Genomic DNA, 19,975 nt, shown 5'->3' with positions numbered 1-19,975 from the left:
CCGACGACGCTGGAGACGTGGCCGAGCGGCTGAAGGCACTCGTTTGCTAAATGAGCATACCCAGAAATGGGTATCGAGGGTTCGAATCCCTCCGTCTCCGCCACCACACTAAATTGTGGTGAATTCGCCGTAGCTTGCTTTCGGACAATGGCTTTCTGGACGCCCGGTGGTACACACGGGTGGTACACATGGCCCTGGCGATGGCGACTCCCTGGCTGCATCCGCGATCTGGCTTCTACTACCTGCGCCGGCGTGTCCCGGACGAGCTGAAGGCGCTCGTCGGCAGCGGCGAGATCCGCCGCAGCCTCGGCACGCGCGATCCCAAGGAAGCCAAACGTTTGTTCCCCGCAGCGCTCGCGGCTCTCGAGGAACAGTGGGCCAACCTGCGCGACGGTCCTCAGGCTTTGAGTGAGCGGGCGTGCATCGAGATGGCGGTTCGTATCGGTGAAGAATTTCTCGCGCACCACCGGGAGGCGCCGAGCCAGCAGACGCAGTGGTCGGTCGACCTCGGTGAGGACCTGTTCAAGCAGTCAGCGACAGAGCTCGATCTGACGAGGCCCGCCGTCGACCTGATCACGGAGGGCTTCGATCGCCACGCGTTCAAACGCGCGGAAATGCGCACTTGGTGTGAAGACATTGCCGATCGCTATCTCGCGCAGAACGGGTTGCGCGTCGACGCAGGCAGTCGGAGCGACTTCGTCTGGGCGATCGCCGATGCGACGCAGGCCGCGGCGCTGAGCCTGCGCGAGCTTAGCCAAGGTGCTCGTCGTGCGTTTGTGGGACGTACCGCAACGGCACCGCTGCCGATGACCGAAATTCGAAGCACGCGAGTACCGGTGGTACGGGCGGCATTAGACCGCGCTGAGCAGGCGGCTGCCATTTCGTTTGAAACGCTGATCACGGGATGGCTACGCGAGCGGCAGCCTTCGCTTAAAACCGCCTACGTCTTCCCCCGAACAGTGCGCGAGTTCATCGCTTTCGTTGGCCACGACGATGCGGCAGCGGTCGGAGAAGACGATCTGATCCGCTGGAAGGACGCGCTCCTCGGCAAGGAACTGCGTGGCTCGACCATCCGCAACGGTAAGATCGGTCCGGTACGCACGATCCTGCAGTGGGGGGTCGACAACAAGAAGCTGTCGACGAACGTCGCGCGCGGCATCAAGGTGACGACCAAAGCGCGTGCTCAGGACCGCAAGCGCGACCCCACCGAGGCCGAAGTGGCGATCATCCTCGCGGCAGCCTCTGCGGCGGAGGACAGTGTGCGTCGGTGGGTGCCGTGGCTGTGCGCCTATTCTGGCGCTCGCGTCGCCGAAATCTGCCAGTTGCGCAAGGAAGATGTCTACAACGACGGGGATATCCACGTCCTGGCGATCCGGCCGGAGGCCGGGTCGCTCAAGAACGAGAATTCGGAGCGGACCATCCCTGTCCATCTCCGCCTGATTGAGAAGGGTTTTCTTGAATTCGTCGAAGGTGCCAAGTCCGGGCCGCTGTTTCCGGACCTGCCACCTGACCGCTTCGGCAGCCGCGGCGGCAATGGCTCCAAGGTTCTGAGCCGTTGGGTTCGATCGCTAGGAATGAAAGACCCACGCATGCAGCCCAACCATGGCTGGCGGCACCGCTTTTCGACCCTCTCGCGCGATCACGGCTTACGCGAGGACGTAACGATCTACATACTCGGACGGCAGAAGACTGTGAGCGGGGCCTACGGCGGCTACGGCCTTAAAATGCTGCTCGAGCAGATGTCCAGGATCCCTTGACGTCACCGCGCTGCGAGCTGGCGGGGGGCATAACTTCTAGCGCGCAGGTCATGTCGCCCCATCCGCGACACGCCACGCCCCTTAAGGGCCCCGAGCCTCCATCGCTAACCAGGCGAGATGGGGACCGCCGGGTAAAACTCCGAAGGGCATCGGAGAGAAGGGTAAGCTCGGCAACGAGCATGCTCAGGATGGGGTACAAGGCTTCGCAGCCATCCCCCAAAGACGATGTCCCACCCCGATGGATCGGAGGGTGACATCATATCTGCGCTGGCCACCGGGATGGTGGGAAGCAGTGCGCAAAGGCCAACAGCCCAACCCTGGCCTACCTATCACAAGGTTGCACTTCCGATCCAACGGCCGACCGACGCCTCGCAGATTGCGAGTTCGATCTGGACGGCTGGCTTCGCCGCCGTCCAGGCGAAGCTTTGCTCTTCGAGCAAGACGGCCTCCCTCGGCCTCCCCCAGGAAGACAGATAAGAGCCCTCCATAAAGAGGGCTGCGATAACCCTGGAACCCTAGGAGAAGGATATATGACGCCGGCCGACCTCGATAAATTCGGCGTGGGTTATCGCGGTTTGCGTTCCGCCGGGAGACCATCTTCCGATACGGCGATGCCGGCGCCCTCGATCAAGACGGGCTGGTCTCCTTCATCCGCCTGTCCGCCCAGCCCCTCGCACCCGGCACGGCGACGCCTACGATGGCTTCTCCACCACGGACTTCTAAATCAGCAGCACCCTTCCCGTGAACTCATAGGCGCGTAGCCCGTCTATCCGCTCGCTCCCTTGATCACCGGGTGGTGCCCACATGTCTCAAACTCGCAGTCACTACTCGCGCAAGAGCGCCGATTTTAACGAAGTAAAATCAACGACTTGCATGACGGCTGAGTCGGCTCATTCCGTTTCCGCGATATGCGGCTCCGTTTTTAGCTCTGTTACGATCCGATCGTTCTTCAGAGAACCCTCAAATCGAACGGTGCGCGTCAGGCGGCCCCTCTGCTAAACCATCCTTCATGGTCATCGATCTCCCTGAAATCCCGAAGGTTCCTGATCTCTTCGGCGCCACCATCAAAGCCCTCGACGGCCTCGGTGGCTCGGCTTCAAACGACGAAATAGATGATCGCGTTGGTGATCTGCTCGCTCTGTCGGCCGAGGTCCGCAGCTTTATCCACAAGGCCGGCCCCCTACCGAAAGTGAATTATCGTTGCGCCTGGGCTCGAAGCTGGCTCAAAAATGCGGGGTTCGTAGAAAACAGTGGGCGCGGAGTCTGGTCTCTCACGGCTCTCGGACGCTCTGCCCTAATACAATACAACGAGGCGGAACTCGTAAAACGGGTGCGGCAGGCAAACTACGCCTTGCGCAAGGGCATGTCCCTTACTGAGGATGCGCCACCCCCAACCGAAGGTGAGCTGACCGTCTCGCTACAGCCCGAAATGGGGTGGAGAGAACAGCTCCTTGAAACCCTGGGGCAGATTCATCCTGCGGCCTTCGAACGGCTGTGCCAGCGACTGCTGCGCGAGGCTGGGTTCACGCGCGTGGAGGTCACGGGCAAGACCGGTGACGGCGGCATCGACGGCACAGGCGTCCTGCGTATGAACCTGCTCTCCTTCCAGGTCATTTTCCAGTGCAAACGATGGAAGGGATCGGTCGGCGCCGCGACTGTGCGTGACTTCCGGGGAGCCATGGTCGGCCGTGCCGACAAGGGCCTGATCCTCACCACCGCGGCCTTCACTGCTGATGCCCGGCGAGAGGCAACACGGGACGGTGCTCCGGCGATCGATCTCGTCGACGGCGAAGCTCTGTGCGACCTTCTAAAACTTCATCGCATCGGGCTAACCGTAAAAATGGTCGAAGAGATCACTCTTGACCATCAAGCACTCTCGGCCATTTAAAACGCTAGTTCTTTATATCAAATCGTAAAAACTTGCTTTTGATCTGTCTTTAAGAAAACTGATATATAAATAGGGCGAAGCAGAATTACTCCCTCGCCCCAGTCGTTCTGTTTACGATAGCGAAGACGACGTCGCCGCCGTCACTATACGTATTAATGAATTAACTCGATAGCTCTGTCGGCCAAGGCGCAACGGCCGCCCCCCGTGTACGCACGCCCGTTCCGCAACAGGACGCGGGTGACGGCTGCCATATGATCAGCAGACATCGCTCGTTTCACGGGATTACGGCCGCCGTAAGCACGGTCATAAGCCTCAACGGCTAGCTCACCCAACCGGCCGGCCTTCGGCGACATGACGGTCCGGATCAGCAACTTGAGTCCGAAGCGGTTCCCACGCCGGATCATCGCTCCCATGTCGGTCATCAGCAACGCTGCGGCGCGCAGGCAGAGATTCTCGACGGCGGCGATTTGGTCAAGTGACATGTTGGGCTTCAGCGTCGCGGCCTCGGCTCTGATGGCAGCCTCGGCGTGAAGGCGGCTGACGCTGTCGCCAGCTAGCAGTTCAACGGTATCCAAGCCTTCGTTGAGATCGAGGCAGAAATCGTTAGGGTTGTACGATAGGGTGTTCATGGACATCTCTTTTCAGTTCGAGATGCCAGTTCACCGCCCTCCAACCACCGGAGAACGCGACTGACTCCGTATATAGAGTTGGCGAGGCGAAATGATTAGTTGGAAGGCTACGTGCCCCCGGAAACCGCCAGAAATTCGACTTGAGATAGCAAGCTTACCAAATAAATCATCCATAAGTTGTGAATGTCGAGATACACTACAATTCGGTCGCCCCTTTCCCAAAGGGGCTGAGATAAAACTCTAGGTGGTATCTCGAAAGCCGATCCAGATCGCGCGAGCTTCCACTCACGTTCTCTCAGCCGATTACCCCTCCCCTCATCAATGGCGGCCTTCATCCGCCAGCTAGGCTTTCATCGCCGGGCATCTCAAAGCACCGGCCATGTCAGGGCACCCTTGAAGGCTGTCATCGCCGCCGCCATCGGCCAGCGAATTTCATCGCCGACCTCAAAGGCACTGTTGCTTAATCACCGGCCCACCACACCCTGAAGCCAAGCCTCAAAAGCAATCAGCCGTTCTAAATCTTGCAGTCACGGTGGTACTTCATCGACGCCTGAACCCGCCACAAGATCAATGACCTAAGGCCGCCCTGCCCGGCCCCCATTCCGAAACCTTCTACCTCGGTTCCAGTTTTGGTCGTCCAGATGTACGGCACCGCGTCCACCCCGGGGGGGGCACTCCCTTCGTAATCCTAGTCCGGCCACCGTTCACGACCATTCTGTGGAACGAGCAGTCATATTCACACCGGCGGCCGGACGTCCCTACCTTTCCACCGCGATCGCCATGCGCCGGACGTCTCGTTTGGGTGGTTCTGTGACTGTCCGCTTCTGGAGGGGTAAACCTCGAAGCCGACCTAAACGCGCTGCCAACATTTTCCTCGGCGCACTCACCGGCCACGTCGCTATCGACGTCCCGTTCCTGGTCGAGCCTTCGGCACCAACGCCCGGGGAAATCGAGCGTCGCTTCGCCCTAGTCGTTGTCATGTTCCTGGACCTGCCCGCCGGGATGAAGGTCACTGAACCCGACGGTCGGTTCACCGGGTCGGCGGTCGACCGACCGACGCCTCAGTCGCGTGTCGCCGAGTGGCGGAACGCCACTCGGTGTTCCGTCCGACGGGTCGCTTGCGGCCGACGAACCTGATCCTCCGAAGGCGGCATCGCGACCGTTTCGGTTTGCGTCGACTCGTCGGACGGCATCATGGCCGCACCTACCGAGACGAAGCCGGCCGTCGCCTTGACGTCCTGGGGCTGGCGAGGATCCCGTGCGATCAATGCCGCTTCCTGCTGAAGGCGAAGGTTGCAGGACTTGGATGCCAAAGCGCCGTTCGGCGTGCAGGCGTCGTGACGGGCACATGCGGCGTCGAGTGCATCGATGGGCCCCAGCGGAGCGTTGTTACCCGGTCCGCAGTAATTCCCATGAAGCATCGGGCTTGGCGACGACGCCGATTGGGCCAGCGCGGGACCTGCAAGGCAGGTCAGAAGGAAAACCGAGGTCGAGAACTTGATGATCATCTTGAGGGTACCCTGATGCGTCTCACCCCCTCAGGTGGTTCGCAACGAGGCCCGCCGGACGGCGGACATGTCGACATCGTCGAGAGGTGTGACCGGCACACCCCGGATGGGAATATGCCGGCCGTCGGATCGATTTTCGGGACGAGGAAGCGGCTAGCTGGCGCGCTTGTTGGTCCGCGCCTCGGAGATTTCGGTGTAGCGCCTGTCGAATGCGATCATCTCGTCGGTCATGCGCTTGAGCTCCGCGGCGTCCTTGTCGCGACCGAGATGCTTGGCGGTGGACGCAAGGGTGCCGTAGACGGCGATGTAGTAGTGGATCGATATCTGGGCCGCAGCGACGCCGCTGGCGTCCTTCACCTCGGGGTCCTTGGCGGCATCCATCGTCTGGATGGTACCGGCCCGGATGCCTTCCATGATAATGTTGGGCATGCCGCCCGGCTGGCCTCCGGCGTCCTTCAGGAGGCGCGAGATCGTCTCGGAGTGCCGTTCGGCGGCGGCGGCGCCTTCCTCGGCGATTTTCCGAAGCTCAGGATCGCTCAGGTCCTTAGTGACCGCCTGCGCGGCTTCCTTGCCCTGCTCGTCGGCGCTTTTGATTGCCTGCAGGCCCGTGACGTACCAGTCGGCGTATGCGTTCTCTGCCATGTCGAATATCCCGCTTCATTAAATGAACGGTAGCGTTCATTTAATGAAGCGTCTGGGGTGCCCGCTTGTTCCGGGGCCAGGGAGATAATTGTGAGCGAGCGGATCGAAGAGCCGACCGGCATCATGCCGGTCCGCCGACGGGGGCGGCCTCGCGCCGACCAAACGGGCGAGGTCGAGGGGAGGGTGCTCGACATCGCGACCCGTCTCTTCCTCCAACAGGGCTTCGACCGAACGACGTACGAGGGAATCGCCGAGCTGGCCCATGCCGGCAAGGCGACTCTGTACGCCCGCTACCCGACCAAGGAAGCGCTGTTCAAGGAGGTGGTCCGGCGCAGGGTAGCGCTCTCGCTCGCGCGGATCTCGGCCGGGGGCGCCGGCGGCGCCGTCAGGGATAGGATCCTGCGGGCGTGCATCATGCTCGCCGACGAGACCTTTGTTCCGGACGTCATCGCGCTGATGCGTATCACCATCGTCGAGACGGAGCGTTTCCCCGACATGGCCCGGGCCTCCTACGATATCGGGTTCGGGGGATGCGTCGGATGCATCGCCGAAGCCATCGCCGGGGGCGTCCATGCGCCGGACCGGATTTCTGCGGCCATCCCCATCGCCACCCGGATCGTGGAGATGGCGTTGCTGCCGCTCCAGATCCACGCGCTCTACGGCGTCGATCTGGCCGCACTGCGCGAGCGTGCCCGCCGTGACGTCGCAAGCGTCGTCGACATGGTGGCGGACGGCCTGATCCCGTTCGGGGAAACGGGTCCGGATGAGATGTCCGATCGGGGTTGGCCGGGCGAACGCTGATCGCGGGATCGACGCGACGCCCCCAATATGCCTTTCACAATCGGGGGCTTCCCCCTCCATTTCGTTCGGGAATGCACGGCCGGCCCCAGCGTACCGGAAGCCGCTCGCCTCGGCATTCGCCAGGGCATCGACACGATGCGCGAGAGCCTCCTAAACTCGGTCATGCGCAACGAGGCGGCTCGACCGGCCGAGCACGGCTCCGTCGTGACCGCCTGGATTTCCGGCGTGGGAACTAAACGGACGTCAACATCGTCGGTTCGGCAGGATCTCGGCGACCTCGGGCATGTCCACGGTCGCCCGCTTGCACAGTTCGGCAAGGTCCGCACCCTAATTTCGAGCCGTGGATGCTGGCACCCAATCAATCGCGAACTAACTTGGCGCGCCGGTGGACCCTACCGTGCGAAGGTGCCTTGCCCGGACGGAGTGTCGTCATCCTACTCCCGAATGAGGCTGCTCCCTCTCGCATCTCCTGAGAACCGTGAACGCCGGTCAGCCCGCCGGGGCGGTCTCGGGGGGGATGCCCGCGGGGGCCGTATAGCTCTGCGCCCAGACGCTTGTACCTGGCCCGGCGAATGGCATCAGGACGGCCATGAGGGTGATGGTGATGAAGCGACCGCGGGGTGTCATGGCTGGTACTCTCCTGGATTGAAGGCGCGCTCGATTGGGCTCAGCGCGGCGGGAACAGGCTGGCGACGGCCGGCTGGACGGCTTTGCGATGCTCCCCGACGACATCGGCAAGGTTCGTCTCGATGGTCGTCTCGACCGAGAGGCCGACCCGCAGCAGCCGGGCGAGCGGCTGGTTCGGCGCGATGACGATCTGCACCGGCAGGCGCTGCACGATCTTGGTGAAATTGCCGGTGGCGTTGTCGGGCTGGATGGTCGCGAAGGTCGCCCCGGTGGCGGCCGGGACGCCGACCACCGTGCCTTCTAGGTCGACGTCGTAGGCATCGACGTGGATGCGGGCGCGCTGTCCGGCCTGGACGTGCCTGAGCTCGACCTCCCGGTAGTTCGCCTCGACGTAGACCTCGGACAGCGGCACGACGGCCATCAGCCCCGTGCCTGCGCCGATGTAGTTGCCTACCTGCACGCCGCGCTGGGCGACCATGCCGTCCACCGGGGCCACGATCCTCGTGTAGGAAAGGTTGAGATGCGCCTGTTCGAGCTGCGCCTCGCTGGCGCGGACGCTCGCGCGGGCCGAGACTTCCTGGGCCTGCAGGATCTTCAACTGCGCCTGCGCGGCTTCCAGGGAGGCCTTCGCCCCGTCGAGGGCAGCCCGGCTCTGCAGCAGGGTGCTGTCGGCCTGCTGATGGGTCTTGATCGTGCCCGACCCGGTTGTGGCGAGGTACTCGTAGCGCTTGGCGTCGGATTCCGAGAAGGTCAGCTGCGCCTCGGCGGTCTTCACCTGTGCCCTGGCCTGCTCGATCACCGGACCCTGGCGAGTGAGGGATGCCGCCGCGTTGACGACCATGGCGCGGTCGCGCGCGAGGTTCGCGTCCGCCGAGGCGACGACGGCGCGGTAGTCCCGGTCGTCGAGTTCGACCAGCACCTGTCCGACCTTGACCATGTCGTTGTTCTGGACGCGGACGTCTGTAACCTGCCCCGCGACCCGCGGCGCGATGGCGGCGTAGTGCACGCGTACGTAGGCGTTGTCGGTCCGGACGTCCGGATGCGGCGCCAGGGTGTGCCAGGCGACCGCTCCAGCGAAGCAGAGCACGACGAGGGTGCCGAGGGTCCAAGGCCAGACCCTGGCGAACCATCCCCTCTCCGGCGCAGTCGGGGCCGGGGTGGGTTGTGCGGGCGCCGTTGGGGCGGCGGGTGGTTGTGCGTTCGGAGTAGGGGTGGCGGACATGGGTACTCAGTGCTTCGCGAACAGGATGCGCGGCGGGTAGGTGCGGAGCGGGAGAAGGACGACGAGCACCGCGAGGGCGACGCCGAAGCCGGACAGGATCAGGAAGGAGTCGGCGGTGGTCAGCACGCTCGCCTGGGTCTCGACGGCATGCGCGAGCCGCTCCGCATGGCCGCCGACATCGTCGGACGGAAGGGCGGCGACGCTGCCCGGCAGGAGGGTCGCGGCATGCGCGGGATTGAAGCGCATCTGCCCGACCTGATCGACGAGGCGTTCTGAGTGGAGCGCGCCGCGCCAGCGCTCGATGAGTTCGAGGACGCAGGTGCCGACCGGGGCGGCGAGGCTGCGGGTCGTGTTGACCAGCGCCGAGGCGTACGGACCTTCGGCGGGACCCTGCACGGCGTTCGTGGCGATCATCAGCAGGGGCAGGACGACCATCGGCTGGCCGACCATCTGCAGCACCTGCCAGACGTAGAACTGCTCCCGGTTCCACGAGGCGTCGACGAGGGAGCTGCCGACGCAGGCAGTCAGGATCAGCGTCAGGCCGCAAAGCGTCACGCCTCGCGCGTCGGCCCAGCTATGGTCGAGGAGGTACGCCACCGCCGGCAGCATCAGGAATTGTCCGAGCGCGATGACGAGCGTGATCCAATGCCCCTGGAGCGCCCGGTAGCCCTGGATCTCGACGAGGTAGGTCTGCGGCAGCAGCGAGGAGGACAGGCTGAGGACGAGGAACAGGAACAGCCCAAGGACGCCGTAGGCGAAGTTTCGGCGCGCGAGCATCTGAAGCTTGAGCAGGGGCAGCGGGTGATACCACTCGTTCAGGGCGAGCAGCGGGAAGGCGACCACGCAGAGCGAAACGAGGATCCAGACCTCGTGCGAGTTGAACCAGTCCTGGTGGTTGCCGTGGTACATCAGCGTGGTGAAGGAGCCCGTGCCGACGGCGAGGAGCAGGGCGCCCTTCCAGTCGAACTGGCGCAGGCGCTCGTAGCGTGGGGGGTCCTGCGGCATGCCGTGCCAGACGAGGACGGCCGCGACGGCTCCTAGCGGCAGCGCCTCGAAGAACACGAAGCGCCAGTCGACCACGTCGGTCCAGAACGCCGCGATGGAACTGCTGATGGCCGGCGAGAAGGTTGCGGTGAGCGCGTAGACCGCCAGCCCGTAAAGACGGATCGGTGGCGCGAGCACGCGCAGGGCCGTGGTCATCAGGAGGGGGATCGTGAACCCGCCGCCCAAACCCTGGACCAGGCGCAGGCCCAGCAAGACGGACAGGTCCGGGGCGAACGGGATGAGCAGCGTCGCGCCGCCGGCCAGCGCGATGGCGAACAGGGTGAAGCGGCGCAGGGTGAACGTGACGGAGAGCCAGGGCGCCAGGGCCATCCCGAACGCGACGCCGGAAGCGTAGAGGCTCTCGATCCAGAGCCCGGGGTCATGGCTGATGCCGAGGGCTCCGCGCACGTCCACCAGGGCCGTGGCCAGGACGAGTTCGTTGAACTCCGCACTGAGGGCGGCAACGAGCACGCCGAGCAGGCCGATCAGCGGTTTGAGTGGCATGGTGAAAAATCCGGGGGGACGGACGTGCGGCCGGCTTCACGCCGTCGCGACATGGCTTTTCAGCTTCCTGACGAAGGCGCCGAAGTGTGGGAACAGCTCGGCGAACGGCGGCTCGCCGCGATGCCGGAGCAGGATTTCGCCGAAGAGTTTGAGGCCGACCGTGAACTCGGCCGCCTCCGCCTCGGGTACGGCCGTCCCCGCCCGGATGCGGGACAGGATCTGGAAGAGATCGTCGTGGTTGGTGACGCGGAACGTCAGCGTTTCCCCCGGGGTGGCGGCATCGTCGCCGAGCGCCTCAAGGGACAAGCGGTAGGTGTGTCGCATGGCGTTGGCAGGGGTATCCGTCGGTTGATGGCATCAACTTACAAGTATGAGTTGATTATGTCAACCGATAAGGTATGATGCGCTCATGGATGATGATCTCCTCGACCTCTTCGGCGCCGTCGCGAATGGCTTCCAGGCGCAGCTGCAGGGTCTTGCAGCGATAGAACGCTGGGGCCTCGCCCCGTTCCAGGCCCGTACGCTGTCGCTGATCGCCCGCAACGCCGATTGCTCGCAGCTGATGCTGTCGACCTGGACCGGCCGCGACAAGGCTCAGCTGGCGCGCACCATCAAGGAGCTTGAGGCGCGTGGGCTCGTCACGCGTCGGGCGCATCCGTCGGACTGGCGCACCCAAAGTCTCAACGTGACCGCCGAAGGCGATCAGGCATCTCGGCAACTAAGCCGCCAGCGCATTGAAGCGGGTGCCGCGATGCTGGAGGACGTGAGTCCCGACGAACGGGAGGTCCTACGTCGCATCCTGTCGAAGATGAAGGCGCGGCTTGATGGCGGCGGCGGTCCCTCGGCCCTTCGAGGCTCCTGAATTCCGAAGGGCCATGCGCGGCTGGGTTTGCGTAATGCCCAGATTGCGAACGACTGCTTCCGGGTAAGGCCGCGAACGACTGCGACGACCGGCTCGGGTCGATTTCTGCCGCTGCCGTGCTGTTTCGCGGATGCCTCCCACACCGTTGACGCCGGGGGGCGCTGTTTCTGCCGATGATGCCGAGCCTTCAGTCTCATCACGCAATCAGCAATCGCCGAAAGTACAATTAAATCAATCTCTTATGATGCATTATTTGTCGCCGCTCCGGTTCAATCCGGAGCGGCTCCGTTTTTAAGCGCCGCCAGGACGGAAGCTCCTAAATATTCAGCGTCGACGTCAACTCTTTCATCATTGCGGCATTCGCGGCGGCTCTCTGATCCGCCGTCTCCGACCACTGCTGCGCGCACCACTCCTGGAAATAGGCATCAGTGAAGATTGCCCCCGGCGCCGTTCCGAAGTGCTCCAGCGCATAATCTAGGAAATCCGGAATGGTGCTGTTGCTCTGCCGGCTCTGCGTGCTTAGTCCCCGCGCGACGCCTAATCGCTGACGCACGACAAGCCCCTGACGGCGTAACTTTAGGCCACCGACTTTCTCGATACGAATCTGCTTGGCCCGAAGTTCGGGGTTAAGCTCTCGCGTTGTCGGCTTCAGGCCCTTGGATATGTATCTGTAAAGCCGCCACTGTGCCCGTATGTTGTTGTCACGTCGGCAGATGACGTGGACCGTTTGGTCCCCCTTGGTGCCGCGACGCGGCTTCTTCAGAGGACGTGCTGCGATCGTCGCCACCGCCGTCTCGGCCTGAAACTTCACCGCTTCCCTCATGTGGTGCGGCACGCGCAGGAGGATGTGCGAGTGCAGCCCGTAGGTCTTGCCGTTCTCGATCACCCAGACCCAGGCTGGCTGCACTCCGCGGTGCAGCAGCCACTTCCGCAGAAGCTCCAGATATCGAATCTGCGCCGCCATCACGGCGTCGGGGGCGACGATCCCCGCCGTCGACCAGGAGATCGAGATGAAGGCGTTCATCACCTCGCCGACGCAGTTCGCATAGGCGATGGCATTGTAGCCCTTTCGGAACTGCGACGAGGTCAGATACTCGGACGCTCCGTGCCCGGCCCACGCGCGCCCATTAGCCTGTCGATTGCTACCGAACACCGCCTGATGCAGCTGCACGGCGGCGTCGGCACTGGTGCCCCCGACCCAGTTCGGCAAGCCGAAGTCGGCGAACTCTAAGCCGCTCTCGCGTAGGAAGCGGATCTTCTCGCCCAAAGTCGGCAGTTCATCGAGCATGGTTCGGTCGTAGGGTGGCTCGTATTCGGCGGACTGAGAGCGTTTGCGACGAGACGTAGCCCCTTCGGCTGTAATGCTGCCCATGAAGGGATTGGCGGGACGATCACCGGTTGGAGGTAGAGAATTAGACACAGAGGTGCTCCTGAGAAAAAGTCAAGGATGCGAATTTTTATAAGTTTAGGGTGTGAAGTCGTCTACACTTCAGCGACGCGCGGAGTGTCGGCCCCGCACGCGCCTAATAGTTAACAAACTTCAAGCCATTTGATGCTTGTCGTCGCTATGCTGTTGCAGTAGCTCGAAGGCTTGCTCAGCCATCGCTAGTTGACCGAATCCGATCAGGTCGCGAGTGTGTGCCTTTAGCTTCTTTGCGTAAGCTCTCTGCTTCGCGGGAGTATTTGCGTTGGCGGCCAGCCCGTATGTGTCGAAGGCGAGTTGCCCCATGCGGCCGGCAATAGGCACGTTCACCCCCACGGCCAAGGCAGCAATATCACCGCCGTAGCCCTGACGACAAAGCTCACCCATGTCCGTCATCAATAAGGCAGCCGCGCGAAGATGCGGGTTCTTAATTTTTTGTATCATATCGATCGACATTCCAAATATAATCTTCTTTGACTCAGCTTCGATTAATATTCGAACTGAGTCTAAATCTAGACGCTCATCTAATGAATTTTCGAAATGATATGATTTAGATGGAGTGACTAATTCGTCTTTATGTTGTTTGCCATTATCTTCTTTACGAAAAGTGACAATTGTTTCTTCGGCATTGCATGATGCCATAATTTCGTCAAATAGGTAGTCATATTTATCAGCAAAGATATCTTCAGAGATTTGATTGAGGGGCGTGTCACGGCGATGCAGTCTCAACACTTCATACGCCGTTTGAACGCGGCGAAATTCTTCACCCGCGTTAACACCTCTACCATTGATGTCCGGATGCGTAGCCTTGGCGCGTGCCCGATAGGCAGCTTTGATCGCGTTCGGTGTCGCATTCTGTGCAAGGCCAAGTTCGATGTAGGCTTCTTCGATGGTCATAGAGTTCCCTGTCCGTTCAACCACTTGGCAGGGTCCGGACTGGGTGTCCGGACTTGTCCGCGAGGCGATGGGTTAGGGATAGCTGGTCAAAGGCGTCCGACGGCTCGCGAGCGGAATTGTTCGGATTGAGCCCTGCATGGCCAGCGCAGGAAGAGGGAACGGCATGAGGCAGGCGTATGTGGGGTTCTACTGGACGCTGCCAGTGGCACGCCGGCCGTTCCGAAAAGGTACGACCGACGTCGAAGAGGCCGCCCGCCGGTCTCGCACGATCCGCTACCAGCTCGAAGTTATTCGGCGCTACGTACGTGAGGATAAGGGCGTGCTCGTCGGCGAAGCAGCCTTCGTCGAGCTGGCAGCGGATCGCGGCACAAAGCACATTGCGGACGCACTTGCCAAAGTTGTGGCGCTCTGTGCGACGCATTCGGCCACGCTTCTCTATGTGGATTTCGCACGCGACCTTCAGTGGCGCCCCCATCCATATATGATGAGCTACCTGAAGGATCACGGGGTGGAACCCTTACCCTTACCTGCAGACAAGCTCACGCAAGATGACTGGGAGTTCGATCCCCGCAAGCACTTCTCGCAGTGGGAAAACCGACAACGTACGGAGGCTCACGCGATGCGCATGCAGGCCCGGCAGGAAGTTCAGGCGGTGCTAGAGGACCTTCCAGCTCAGCGCGGGCGCTGGCAGGCCGCAGCGAACGAACTGAACGCACGCGGCATCAAGACAACGACGGGTCGAGAGTGGACCGCTGAGGGAGTGCGCCGGACTAACGATCGGCACGGCTCCTCGGATTGAGCCCTTCGGTCGATAAAGGAGGGCCGAGGCGAAATATAGACGATCGCATCCGCAGCGCTGAGCAGAGGAAGCCAAAATCGGCTCAGTTACCGCTGTGCGATGAGCTGATCAATTCCGATATGATATCACCTCCTACACCCCCCACGGAAAAGCCCAGCTACTACCACGATGCGACAGCTCAATCTCCTCATGCGCACTATGAGTGCAATCGGCCGATCGAACCGTGTTAAATACACACCTGCTAGCCGTGTTCCTTAAGTCGATTATAATGTTTAAAGCCAGATACAATCCTATGCATCTTAAGCGCTATCTGAAACGCTGTCTAAATTCTATTTAAAAACTATATAGCTATCAAAAATCAAAACCGAAACAGTCGCTCTCCCCGACTGGTCGAATATTTTGTAGACCTGATCCTTTGATCTGTTCGCGAAACGATCTCTGTCTCGCAAAAAATACGACCCCAACCTGAACCTGGATCTACCCGCATAGCCCGCGGCTTCATCCAGGATCAACCATGCCCCTTACGCGCGCCCCTCTTGTCCCCGAGCCCTTGCTTCGTGCCCACGATTGCCTGATCGTCGGTGACACTCGGTACCGTGCTGCCGCCCGCCTCAAGCAATCTCTCTGGCGCGAGGAGCAGGGCCTCGCTCCTGGCTTTCATCGACCTGGTGGCCGGCGAGATCTGCCTGCCATCACCCTTGGCTCGACCCTGCTGCCCGCAGACGCCGGAAGGGGCTGCAACTTCCTTAGCCCGGCCGTCCATGCCTTCGTGCGTCGCTCCCTCGTGCTGCGCGAGGAAGGGGCATGCATCAACTACGAGCGCCTGCACCGGAATCTGCTCTCCTCCGAGCCGCTATGCTTCAATCTTCTGGCGCCGCTGGCCCTGAATCTTGACCTCGCCACTGCCGTCTTTCGCAGGCTGCTGCCGAACTTCGTCCATCTCGTCGAGGGCATTCGATTCGAGACCGCGCCTTCCCGCGACCGCAGTGATCCCCGGTTTTTGGCAGATCGGACGGCATACGACGCTGCCGTGAACGTCATCAGTATGGATGGCGAATCAGCCACCGTTTTCGTGGAAACCAAGCTCTCGGAGGGCGCTTCAGGTCCGGCCGCCACGCTTCGTCCCCGCTACGACACGGTCAGCCGAGAGCTGGCCCTTCATCACGATCCTGAGGCCAAGGTCCTGCGCTCCGTCGCTCTTGAGCAGTTCTGGCGTCTCCATCTTTTGGCAGGCTGCTGCGTCCGGCAGGGTATCACCCCCCGCGCTCACCTCCTCGTCCTCAGTCCTTCCCTCAACCGGCGGGTCGCCGTCGCGTCCCAGCTCTACGCCAACGAACTTATTGATCCGGCGGGCTCCGCTCCCAAAACCGTAGGCTTTACCGCCCTGCCGCTGGAAGCCTTCGTTTCCGCCCTTCTTGAAGCCGGCGCCGAAGAGCAGGCAGGCTACCTCAATCACCGCTACCTAGACCTGCAGCCGGTGTTCGACCTGGTCCTTCTTCACCCCGACGGAATGTCGGATGACCCCTCGAACCCGCCTCCAACAGCGCCTTCGCCTCTGGCGCTTCCCGCTCCTTCATCGATCACGGCTGAGCCCGACATCGAGCCAGCGACGGTGCTCACGCCCAACTCTGAAGCAGACAACCCAACCAAACCAGCGAGACGTCGCCGGCGCTCACTGCCGTCCCTGAGGACAACGCCAGGCGCACAGCGGCAACCGAAGCCACGCCCCACCCAAGCGACCGGTTCATCCGCCGGCAAGGCTGCTGGGCGGGGAGGCCGCTGATGGCTCTTGCCTGTTTCACCAAGGCGCAGCGCCGTCAGCTGCTGCTCAACGGTCAACGCTCCGCCGCGGGCAAAGACATCGACCCGCTCCCGGTAGTCAAACTGTTCCTCCCGGACGGTGCTGCTACGTGGCTGCTCTCCGAACTCGATCCCACCGATCCCACCCGCGCTTTCGGCCTCTGCGATCTTGGGCTGGGGTCGCCCGAGCTTGGCTACGTCGACCTCAACGAACTTGCGCAGCTGCGAGGCTACATCGGGCTGCCAGTCTCACGAGACGTCTACTTCCAGCCAGATAGGAAGCTATCCGCCTACGCCGCCGATGCCATCGCCGCCGGCAAGATAACGGTATGAAGCGCCCTGCCTACCGCTTTCATCTTCTATCACCCTCGAACGGTCACCAGCCCTCTGCACGCCAGAAAGCTATTAAATAACAGAAACTTGGCTCATGGAAATTCCGTTAGCTTGTTGGGCTATTCCGGTTCTGACCTTTGCAGACGTTTGCACTGCCTGCTTTCAGGTAGGCTAGTTACCCTAGCTAAAACGACCCGTGCTAGGCATAAATGAGCGTCAGGCGCCTAAGAAGGCGAGTTGCCAATGGTGCGGAATTTCATCTACAACATCTGAGGATGCATATAATGGCGTGCCGGGGGTTGTTGCGTACGTGACTTACGTCTCCATCGACGGCGACGATATCGGCCAGCGAGTAGCTGCAAAGCACCTTGCCAACGATTCCGACGGGCTAAGCTCCTTCGTGAAGCAAGTTCAGGAAAAGGTAATATTAATCGAGCGGCTTTTAATAGAGTCTGGGTACAGAATTATTTTTTGTGCTGCAGATGGGGTCGTGGCCCAAATTGCTGAGACCGATACAGCGAGCTTAGCCGAACTTTACGTTTCGATCCAAGCTATTGGCGGGAGAGATTTGACCTTCTCCGCGGGCGTCGGCTGGTCGTTGAGAGAAGCTTATATTGCCCTGCTCGCCGCGAAGAGCAATGGCAAGGACCGCATTTGCATCTTCTCGGAGATGCTATAACATGTTCCGAGTTATTAACTTTGTCGTTTTAATTCGCCTCGTGGCTGTCGGAACCACAAGCTTGACTCTGGTAATCTACGCAGTAATTGAGCGCTACTTTCCACAGGTTCTAACCATGGCGCGGCCATCTACGCTCGCGTCTACCATCGCGCTCGTCCTAACGTTTTTGCTAACGTCCACATGGATTTCCCGGCGGATCTGGAAGATTGCAAGACTCTTTAACGGATCGCTTTACCCAGACCTGAACGGGGTGTGGGAGGGTGAGATCGAATTTGAAGATGGGAAGGGGAAGCTTCCGGCGCGTGCTGTAATTAGGCAATTTTTGCTGAACACAGAAATTGATATGCATACAAAAACAGCTCGGTCTTGGACTCTTGAGGCGACGCCGATTATAAATAGCGGGCAGTTCAAGCTTTACTATACCTATAGCGCCAAGCCTAAAGAGCCAGGGTTCGGAGCATACACTGGCTCGACTATCTTTGACATTCGCCTAATAGGCAACGGCGATAAAAAACACTTCGAGTTATCTGGATATTACTACACGGACCGGGCTACACGTGGCCGAACATGGCTTAGGCACATCAGCAGCGACAGTAACGTTGATGTATCTTTCTATTAGCCGCTGTTTGCTTAGCCTTAAAATTGGAGTGAATATAATTCGAAGACTCTAACGCCACATAGACGAACTTATCATATCGGAATCTGCGTTAGCTGATTTCAGGCTACGGCGCACTCACCGTACAGGCCCACGAGATAGGTGTTAGATTAGCTGGCTTTAGCCGTTCAAGCGCCGTGTTTTAGTTATCGATCTCCTTTGTGAGGACGGCATGGCGGACGTGAGTTGCGGTAAGTTTCGAATATTGAGCTTAGATGGCGGCGGAGCAAAAGGATTCTACACACTGGGGGTGCTTCATGAAGTCGAGGCACAGGCTGGCCGGCGGTTATATGAAGTTTTTGACTTGATTTACGGAACCAGCACAGGTTCCATCATTGGTGCAATGCTGGCGCTTGGCATGTCGGTCGAGGAAATCCACAGGCTGTATGAAGAACACGTTCCGAAAGTGATGAAACCGTGGCTGCCTGGCACAAAAACCGCCAAGCTGGCTGCGCTTGCGAACACGATATTTGAAGATACCAAGTTCGAGGCGGTAAAAACGGGCGTCGGTGTGGTGGCCACGAATTGGCTTAATGAGAAACCTATGATCTTTAAGTCCGATGCTGGTCAGGCGCACGGACGTGTTGCAACATTCGTTCCAGGGTTTGGCTGCACCATTGCCGACGCCGTGCAAGCATCCTGCTCAGCCTATCCATTCTTCAAACGAAAGATGGTCACGACGTCTTCCGGAGACCTGATAGAACTTGGGGATGGCGGATTCTGCGCTAACAACCCCGCCCTTTACGCCGTCGCTGATGCGACACGGGCATTCAAAATTTCCGAGACCAACATTGCGCTCCTTAGCATCGGTGTCGGCGTCTACCCGACGCCCAAAAGCCACTTCTGGAATTTTGGCTGGTGGCTAGGGAAGCTGCCGTCCGTAAAGCTTTTACAAAAGACCCTCGAAATAAACACACAGTCAATGGCTCAGTTGCACGCAGTGCTATTTGGGAAAATCTCGTCGATCAGAATCAATCAAACGTTCTCGCAGCCTGAAATGGCGACCGATCTTTTAGAGCATGACTTGGTTAAACTCAACAAGCTTCGCCAACGCGGGCGAGAGTCCTTTGCGAGCTTTGAACACGAGATCAGCGAACTTCTCCGGTAGGAGTGACCATGCCTATACCTGAAGCAACCTTGGTCAACTGGTCCCACCTCGGTTCAGTGCAGCAGTCTGCAGCAACATACCAATCTATAAAAGATCTCTTGGAAGACGGAAACGCACCCTACCGCAAGCGCTCATTTTCGACGTTTCTACAGGGATCCTATGGAAACGATACTAACATTCGGTCCGACAGTGACGTAGATATTGTCATCTGTACAAGTTCAATGTTTTACTATGACGTGAGTAACTTAGATACAGTAGGTAAGAGTCGCTTCGAGGAGAGGCACCCTGGGACTGCGAATTATACTTACGGCGAATTTAAACGGGAAGTTGCAGATTGGCTTCGCCGCAGGTATGGCGATGCCGTAAGGCCAGGTAGCAAAGCAATTTATGTTGCGGGGAACGGCAGCCGAAGGGATAGCGATGTGTTGCCCGCGGCGGAATTTAGGCATTACTGGTCTTTTGAGGGCACTTCCGATGAGCGTTATGCAAAGGGAATTGTTTTTTGGAATTCAAGTGGCGCTAAAATAGTAAATTTTCCAAAACAACATTCTGATAATTGCACGGCGAAGCATCAGAGAACGGCCTCCTGGTTTAAGCCCACCGTGCGAGTTTTCAAGAATATGCGGAACAGGATGATACAAGACAATATTCTATCTAAGGGCGTCGCCCCCTCTTACTACATCGAAGGCCTACTCTCAAATGCGGCCGACAGTTGTTTTGGCCACAGCTTCGAGCGTACATTCCTGCAGTGCATCCACTACTTGTCTCACGCGGACCGAGATAAGATGATGTGCGCC

18 protein-coding genes and 1 tRNA gene are annotated in these 19,975 nt (G+C 60.2%); 10 read left to right on the top strand and 9 right to left on the bottom strand.

Features of this window, described 5'->3' with window-relative positions:
- Positions 1 to 11: 11 nt before the first annotated feature.
- The 3 genes from FV223_RS01125 to FV223_RS01115 all read left to right on the top strand — a co-directional run bounded on the left by FV223_RS01125 (position 12) and on the right by FV223_RS01115 (position 3,645).
- A tRNA-Ser gene (locus FV223_RS01125) sits at positions 12 to 103 on the top strand.
- 85 nt (positions 104 to 188) lie between these two features.
- Positions 189 to 1,757: a site-specific integrase gene (locus FV223_RS01120; RefSeq protein ID WP_147724897.1), complete on the top strand. Its 1,569-nt coding sequence runs from the start codon at positions 189 to 191 to the stop codon at positions 1,755 to 1,757.
- Positions 1,758 to 2,766: 1,009 nt separating this feature from the next.
- Positions 2,767 to 3,645 carry a restriction endonuclease gene (locus tag FV223_RS01115; RefSeq protein ID WP_147724895.1) on the top strand — a complete coding sequence of 293 codons (879 nt, stop codon included), beginning with the start codon at positions 2,767 to 2,769 and terminating at the stop codon, positions 3,643 to 3,645.
- 152 nt (positions 3,646 to 3,797) lie between these two features.
- Here FV223_RS01115 and FV223_RS01110 read toward each other — a convergent pair whose 3' ends face one another.
- From FV223_RS01110 to FV223_RS01100, 3 genes are all read right to left on the bottom strand, one after another.
- Positions 3,798 to 4,274, bottom strand: coding sequence for a hypothetical protein (locus FV223_RS01110; protein WP_147724893.1), 477 nt, complete (start codon positions 4,272 to 4,274; stop codon positions 3,798 to 3,800).
- A 1,061-nt stretch (positions 4,275 to 5,335) separates the two neighbouring features.
- Positions 5,336 to 5,782: a hypothetical protein gene (locus FV223_RS01105; RefSeq protein WP_147724891.1), complete on the bottom strand. Its 447-nt coding sequence runs from the start codon at positions 5,780 to 5,782 to the stop codon at positions 5,336 to 5,338.
- Positions 5,783 to 5,935: 153 nt separating this feature from the next.
- Positions 5,936 to 6,424: a DUF892 family protein gene (locus FV223_RS01100; RefSeq protein ID WP_147724889.1), complete on the bottom strand. Its 489-nt coding sequence runs from the start codon at positions 6,422 to 6,424 to the stop codon at positions 5,936 to 5,938.
- 90 nt (positions 6,425 to 6,514) lie between these two features.
- On the opposite strand from FV223_RS01100, the gene FV223_RS01095 reads away from it, so the two are divergent.
- Positions 6,515 to 7,225 (top strand): TetR/AcrR family transcriptional regulator, encoded by a 711-nt coding sequence (locus FV223_RS01095; protein ID WP_147724887.1) that lies wholly within the window; start codon positions 6,515 to 6,517, stop codon positions 7,223 to 7,225.
- A 489-nt stretch (positions 7,226 to 7,714) separates the two neighbouring features.
- On the opposite strand, the gene FV223_RS29975 is transcribed toward FV223_RS01095, so the two are convergent.
- The 4 genes from FV223_RS29975 to FV223_RS01080 form a co-directional block, all read right to left on the bottom strand.
- Positions 7,715 to 7,852 (bottom strand): hypothetical protein, encoded by a 138-nt coding sequence (locus FV223_RS29975; protein ID WP_187276005.1) that lies wholly within the window; start codon positions 7,850 to 7,852, stop codon positions 7,715 to 7,717.
- Between the two features lie 40 nt (positions 7,853 to 7,892).
- Positions 7,893 to 8,939 carry an HlyD family secretion protein gene (locus FV223_RS01090; RefSeq protein ID WP_246689561.1) on the bottom strand — a complete coding sequence of 349 codons (1,047 nt, stop codon included), beginning with the start codon at positions 8,937 to 8,939 and terminating at the stop codon, positions 7,893 to 7,895.
- 141 nt (positions 8,940 to 9,080) lie between these two features.
- On the bottom strand, positions 9,081 to 10,622 hold the full coding sequence (locus FV223_RS01085; protein ID WP_147724884.1) for an MFS transporter: 1,542 nt from the start codon (positions 10,620 to 10,622) through the stop codon (positions 9,081 to 9,083).
- Between the two features lie 36 nt (positions 10,623 to 10,658).
- Entirely contained in the window at positions 10,659 to 10,946 is a 288-nt protein-coding gene (locus FV223_RS01080; protein ID WP_147724882.1) for a DUF3861 domain-containing protein, read from the bottom strand.
- A gap of 85 nt (positions 10,947 to 11,031) precedes the next feature.
- On the opposite strand from FV223_RS01080, the gene FV223_RS01075 reads away from it, so the two are divergent.
- A complete protein-coding gene (locus FV223_RS01075) occupies positions 11,032 to 11,484 on the top strand; it encodes a MarR family winged helix-turn-helix transcriptional regulator (protein WP_147724880.1) in 453 nt (150 codons plus the stop codon).
- A gap of 316 nt (positions 11,485 to 11,800) precedes the next feature.
- On the opposite strand, the gene FV223_RS01070 is transcribed toward FV223_RS01075, so the two are convergent.
- Both FV223_RS01070 and FV223_RS01065 read right to left on the bottom strand, forming a co-directional pair.
- Positions 11,801 to 12,772 (bottom strand): hypothetical protein, encoded by a 972-nt coding sequence (locus tag FV223_RS01070; protein ID WP_147724879.1) that lies wholly within the window; start codon positions 12,770 to 12,772, stop codon positions 11,801 to 11,803.
- Between the two features lie 252 nt (positions 12,773 to 13,024).
- The gene (locus FV223_RS01065) at positions 13,025 to 13,804 is read right to left on the bottom strand and encodes a DnaJ domain-containing protein (protein WP_147724877.1); all 780 of its coding nucleotides are present in this window, start codon (positions 13,802 to 13,804) and stop codon (positions 13,025 to 13,027) included.
- Between the two features lie 163 nt (positions 13,805 to 13,967).
- Here FV223_RS01065 and FV223_RS01060 point away from each other — a divergent pair, with 163 nt between their 5' ends.
- From FV223_RS01060 to FV223_RS01040, 5 genes are all read left to right on the top strand, one after another.
- On the top strand, positions 13,968 to 14,603 hold the full coding sequence (locus FV223_RS01060; protein ID WP_147724875.1) for a hypothetical protein: 636 nt from the start codon (positions 13,968 to 13,970) through the stop codon (positions 14,601 to 14,603).
- 514 nt (positions 14,604 to 15,117) lie between these two features.
- Positions 15,118 to 16,386, top strand: a complete 1,269-nt coding sequence (locus tag FV223_RS01055) for a hypothetical protein (protein ID WP_147724873.1) — start codon at positions 15,118 to 15,120, stop codon at positions 16,384 to 16,386.
- A complete protein-coding gene (locus FV223_RS01050) occupies positions 16,386 to 16,736 on the top strand; it encodes a DUF2958 domain-containing protein (RefSeq protein WP_147724871.1) in 351 nt (116 codons plus the stop codon). Before FV223_RS01055 ends, FV223_RS01050 begins: the two co-directional genes overlap by 1 nt.
- 310 nt (positions 16,737 to 17,046) lie before the next feature.
- Positions 17,047 to 17,415: a mCpol domain-containing protein gene (locus FV223_RS01045; RefSeq protein ID WP_147724869.1), complete on the top strand. Its 369-nt coding sequence runs from the start codon at positions 17,047 to 17,049 to the stop codon at positions 17,413 to 17,415.
- Positions 17,416 to 18,242: 827 nt separating this feature from the next.
- Positions 18,243 to 19,178: a patatin-like phospholipase family protein gene (locus FV223_RS01040; RefSeq protein ID WP_147724867.1), complete on the top strand. Its 936-nt coding sequence runs from the start codon at positions 18,243 to 18,245 to the stop codon at positions 19,176 to 19,178.
- Positions 19,179 to 19,975 lie beyond the last annotated feature (797 nt).

Source organism: Methylobacterium sp. WL116 (genome assembly GCF_008039455.1).
GTDB lineage: Bacteria > Pseudomonadota > Alphaproteobacteria > Rhizobiales > Beijerinckiaceae > Methylobacterium.
Note: the sequence above shows the minus strand (reverse complement) of the source record. Positions and strands in the feature narration are given on the sequence as shown.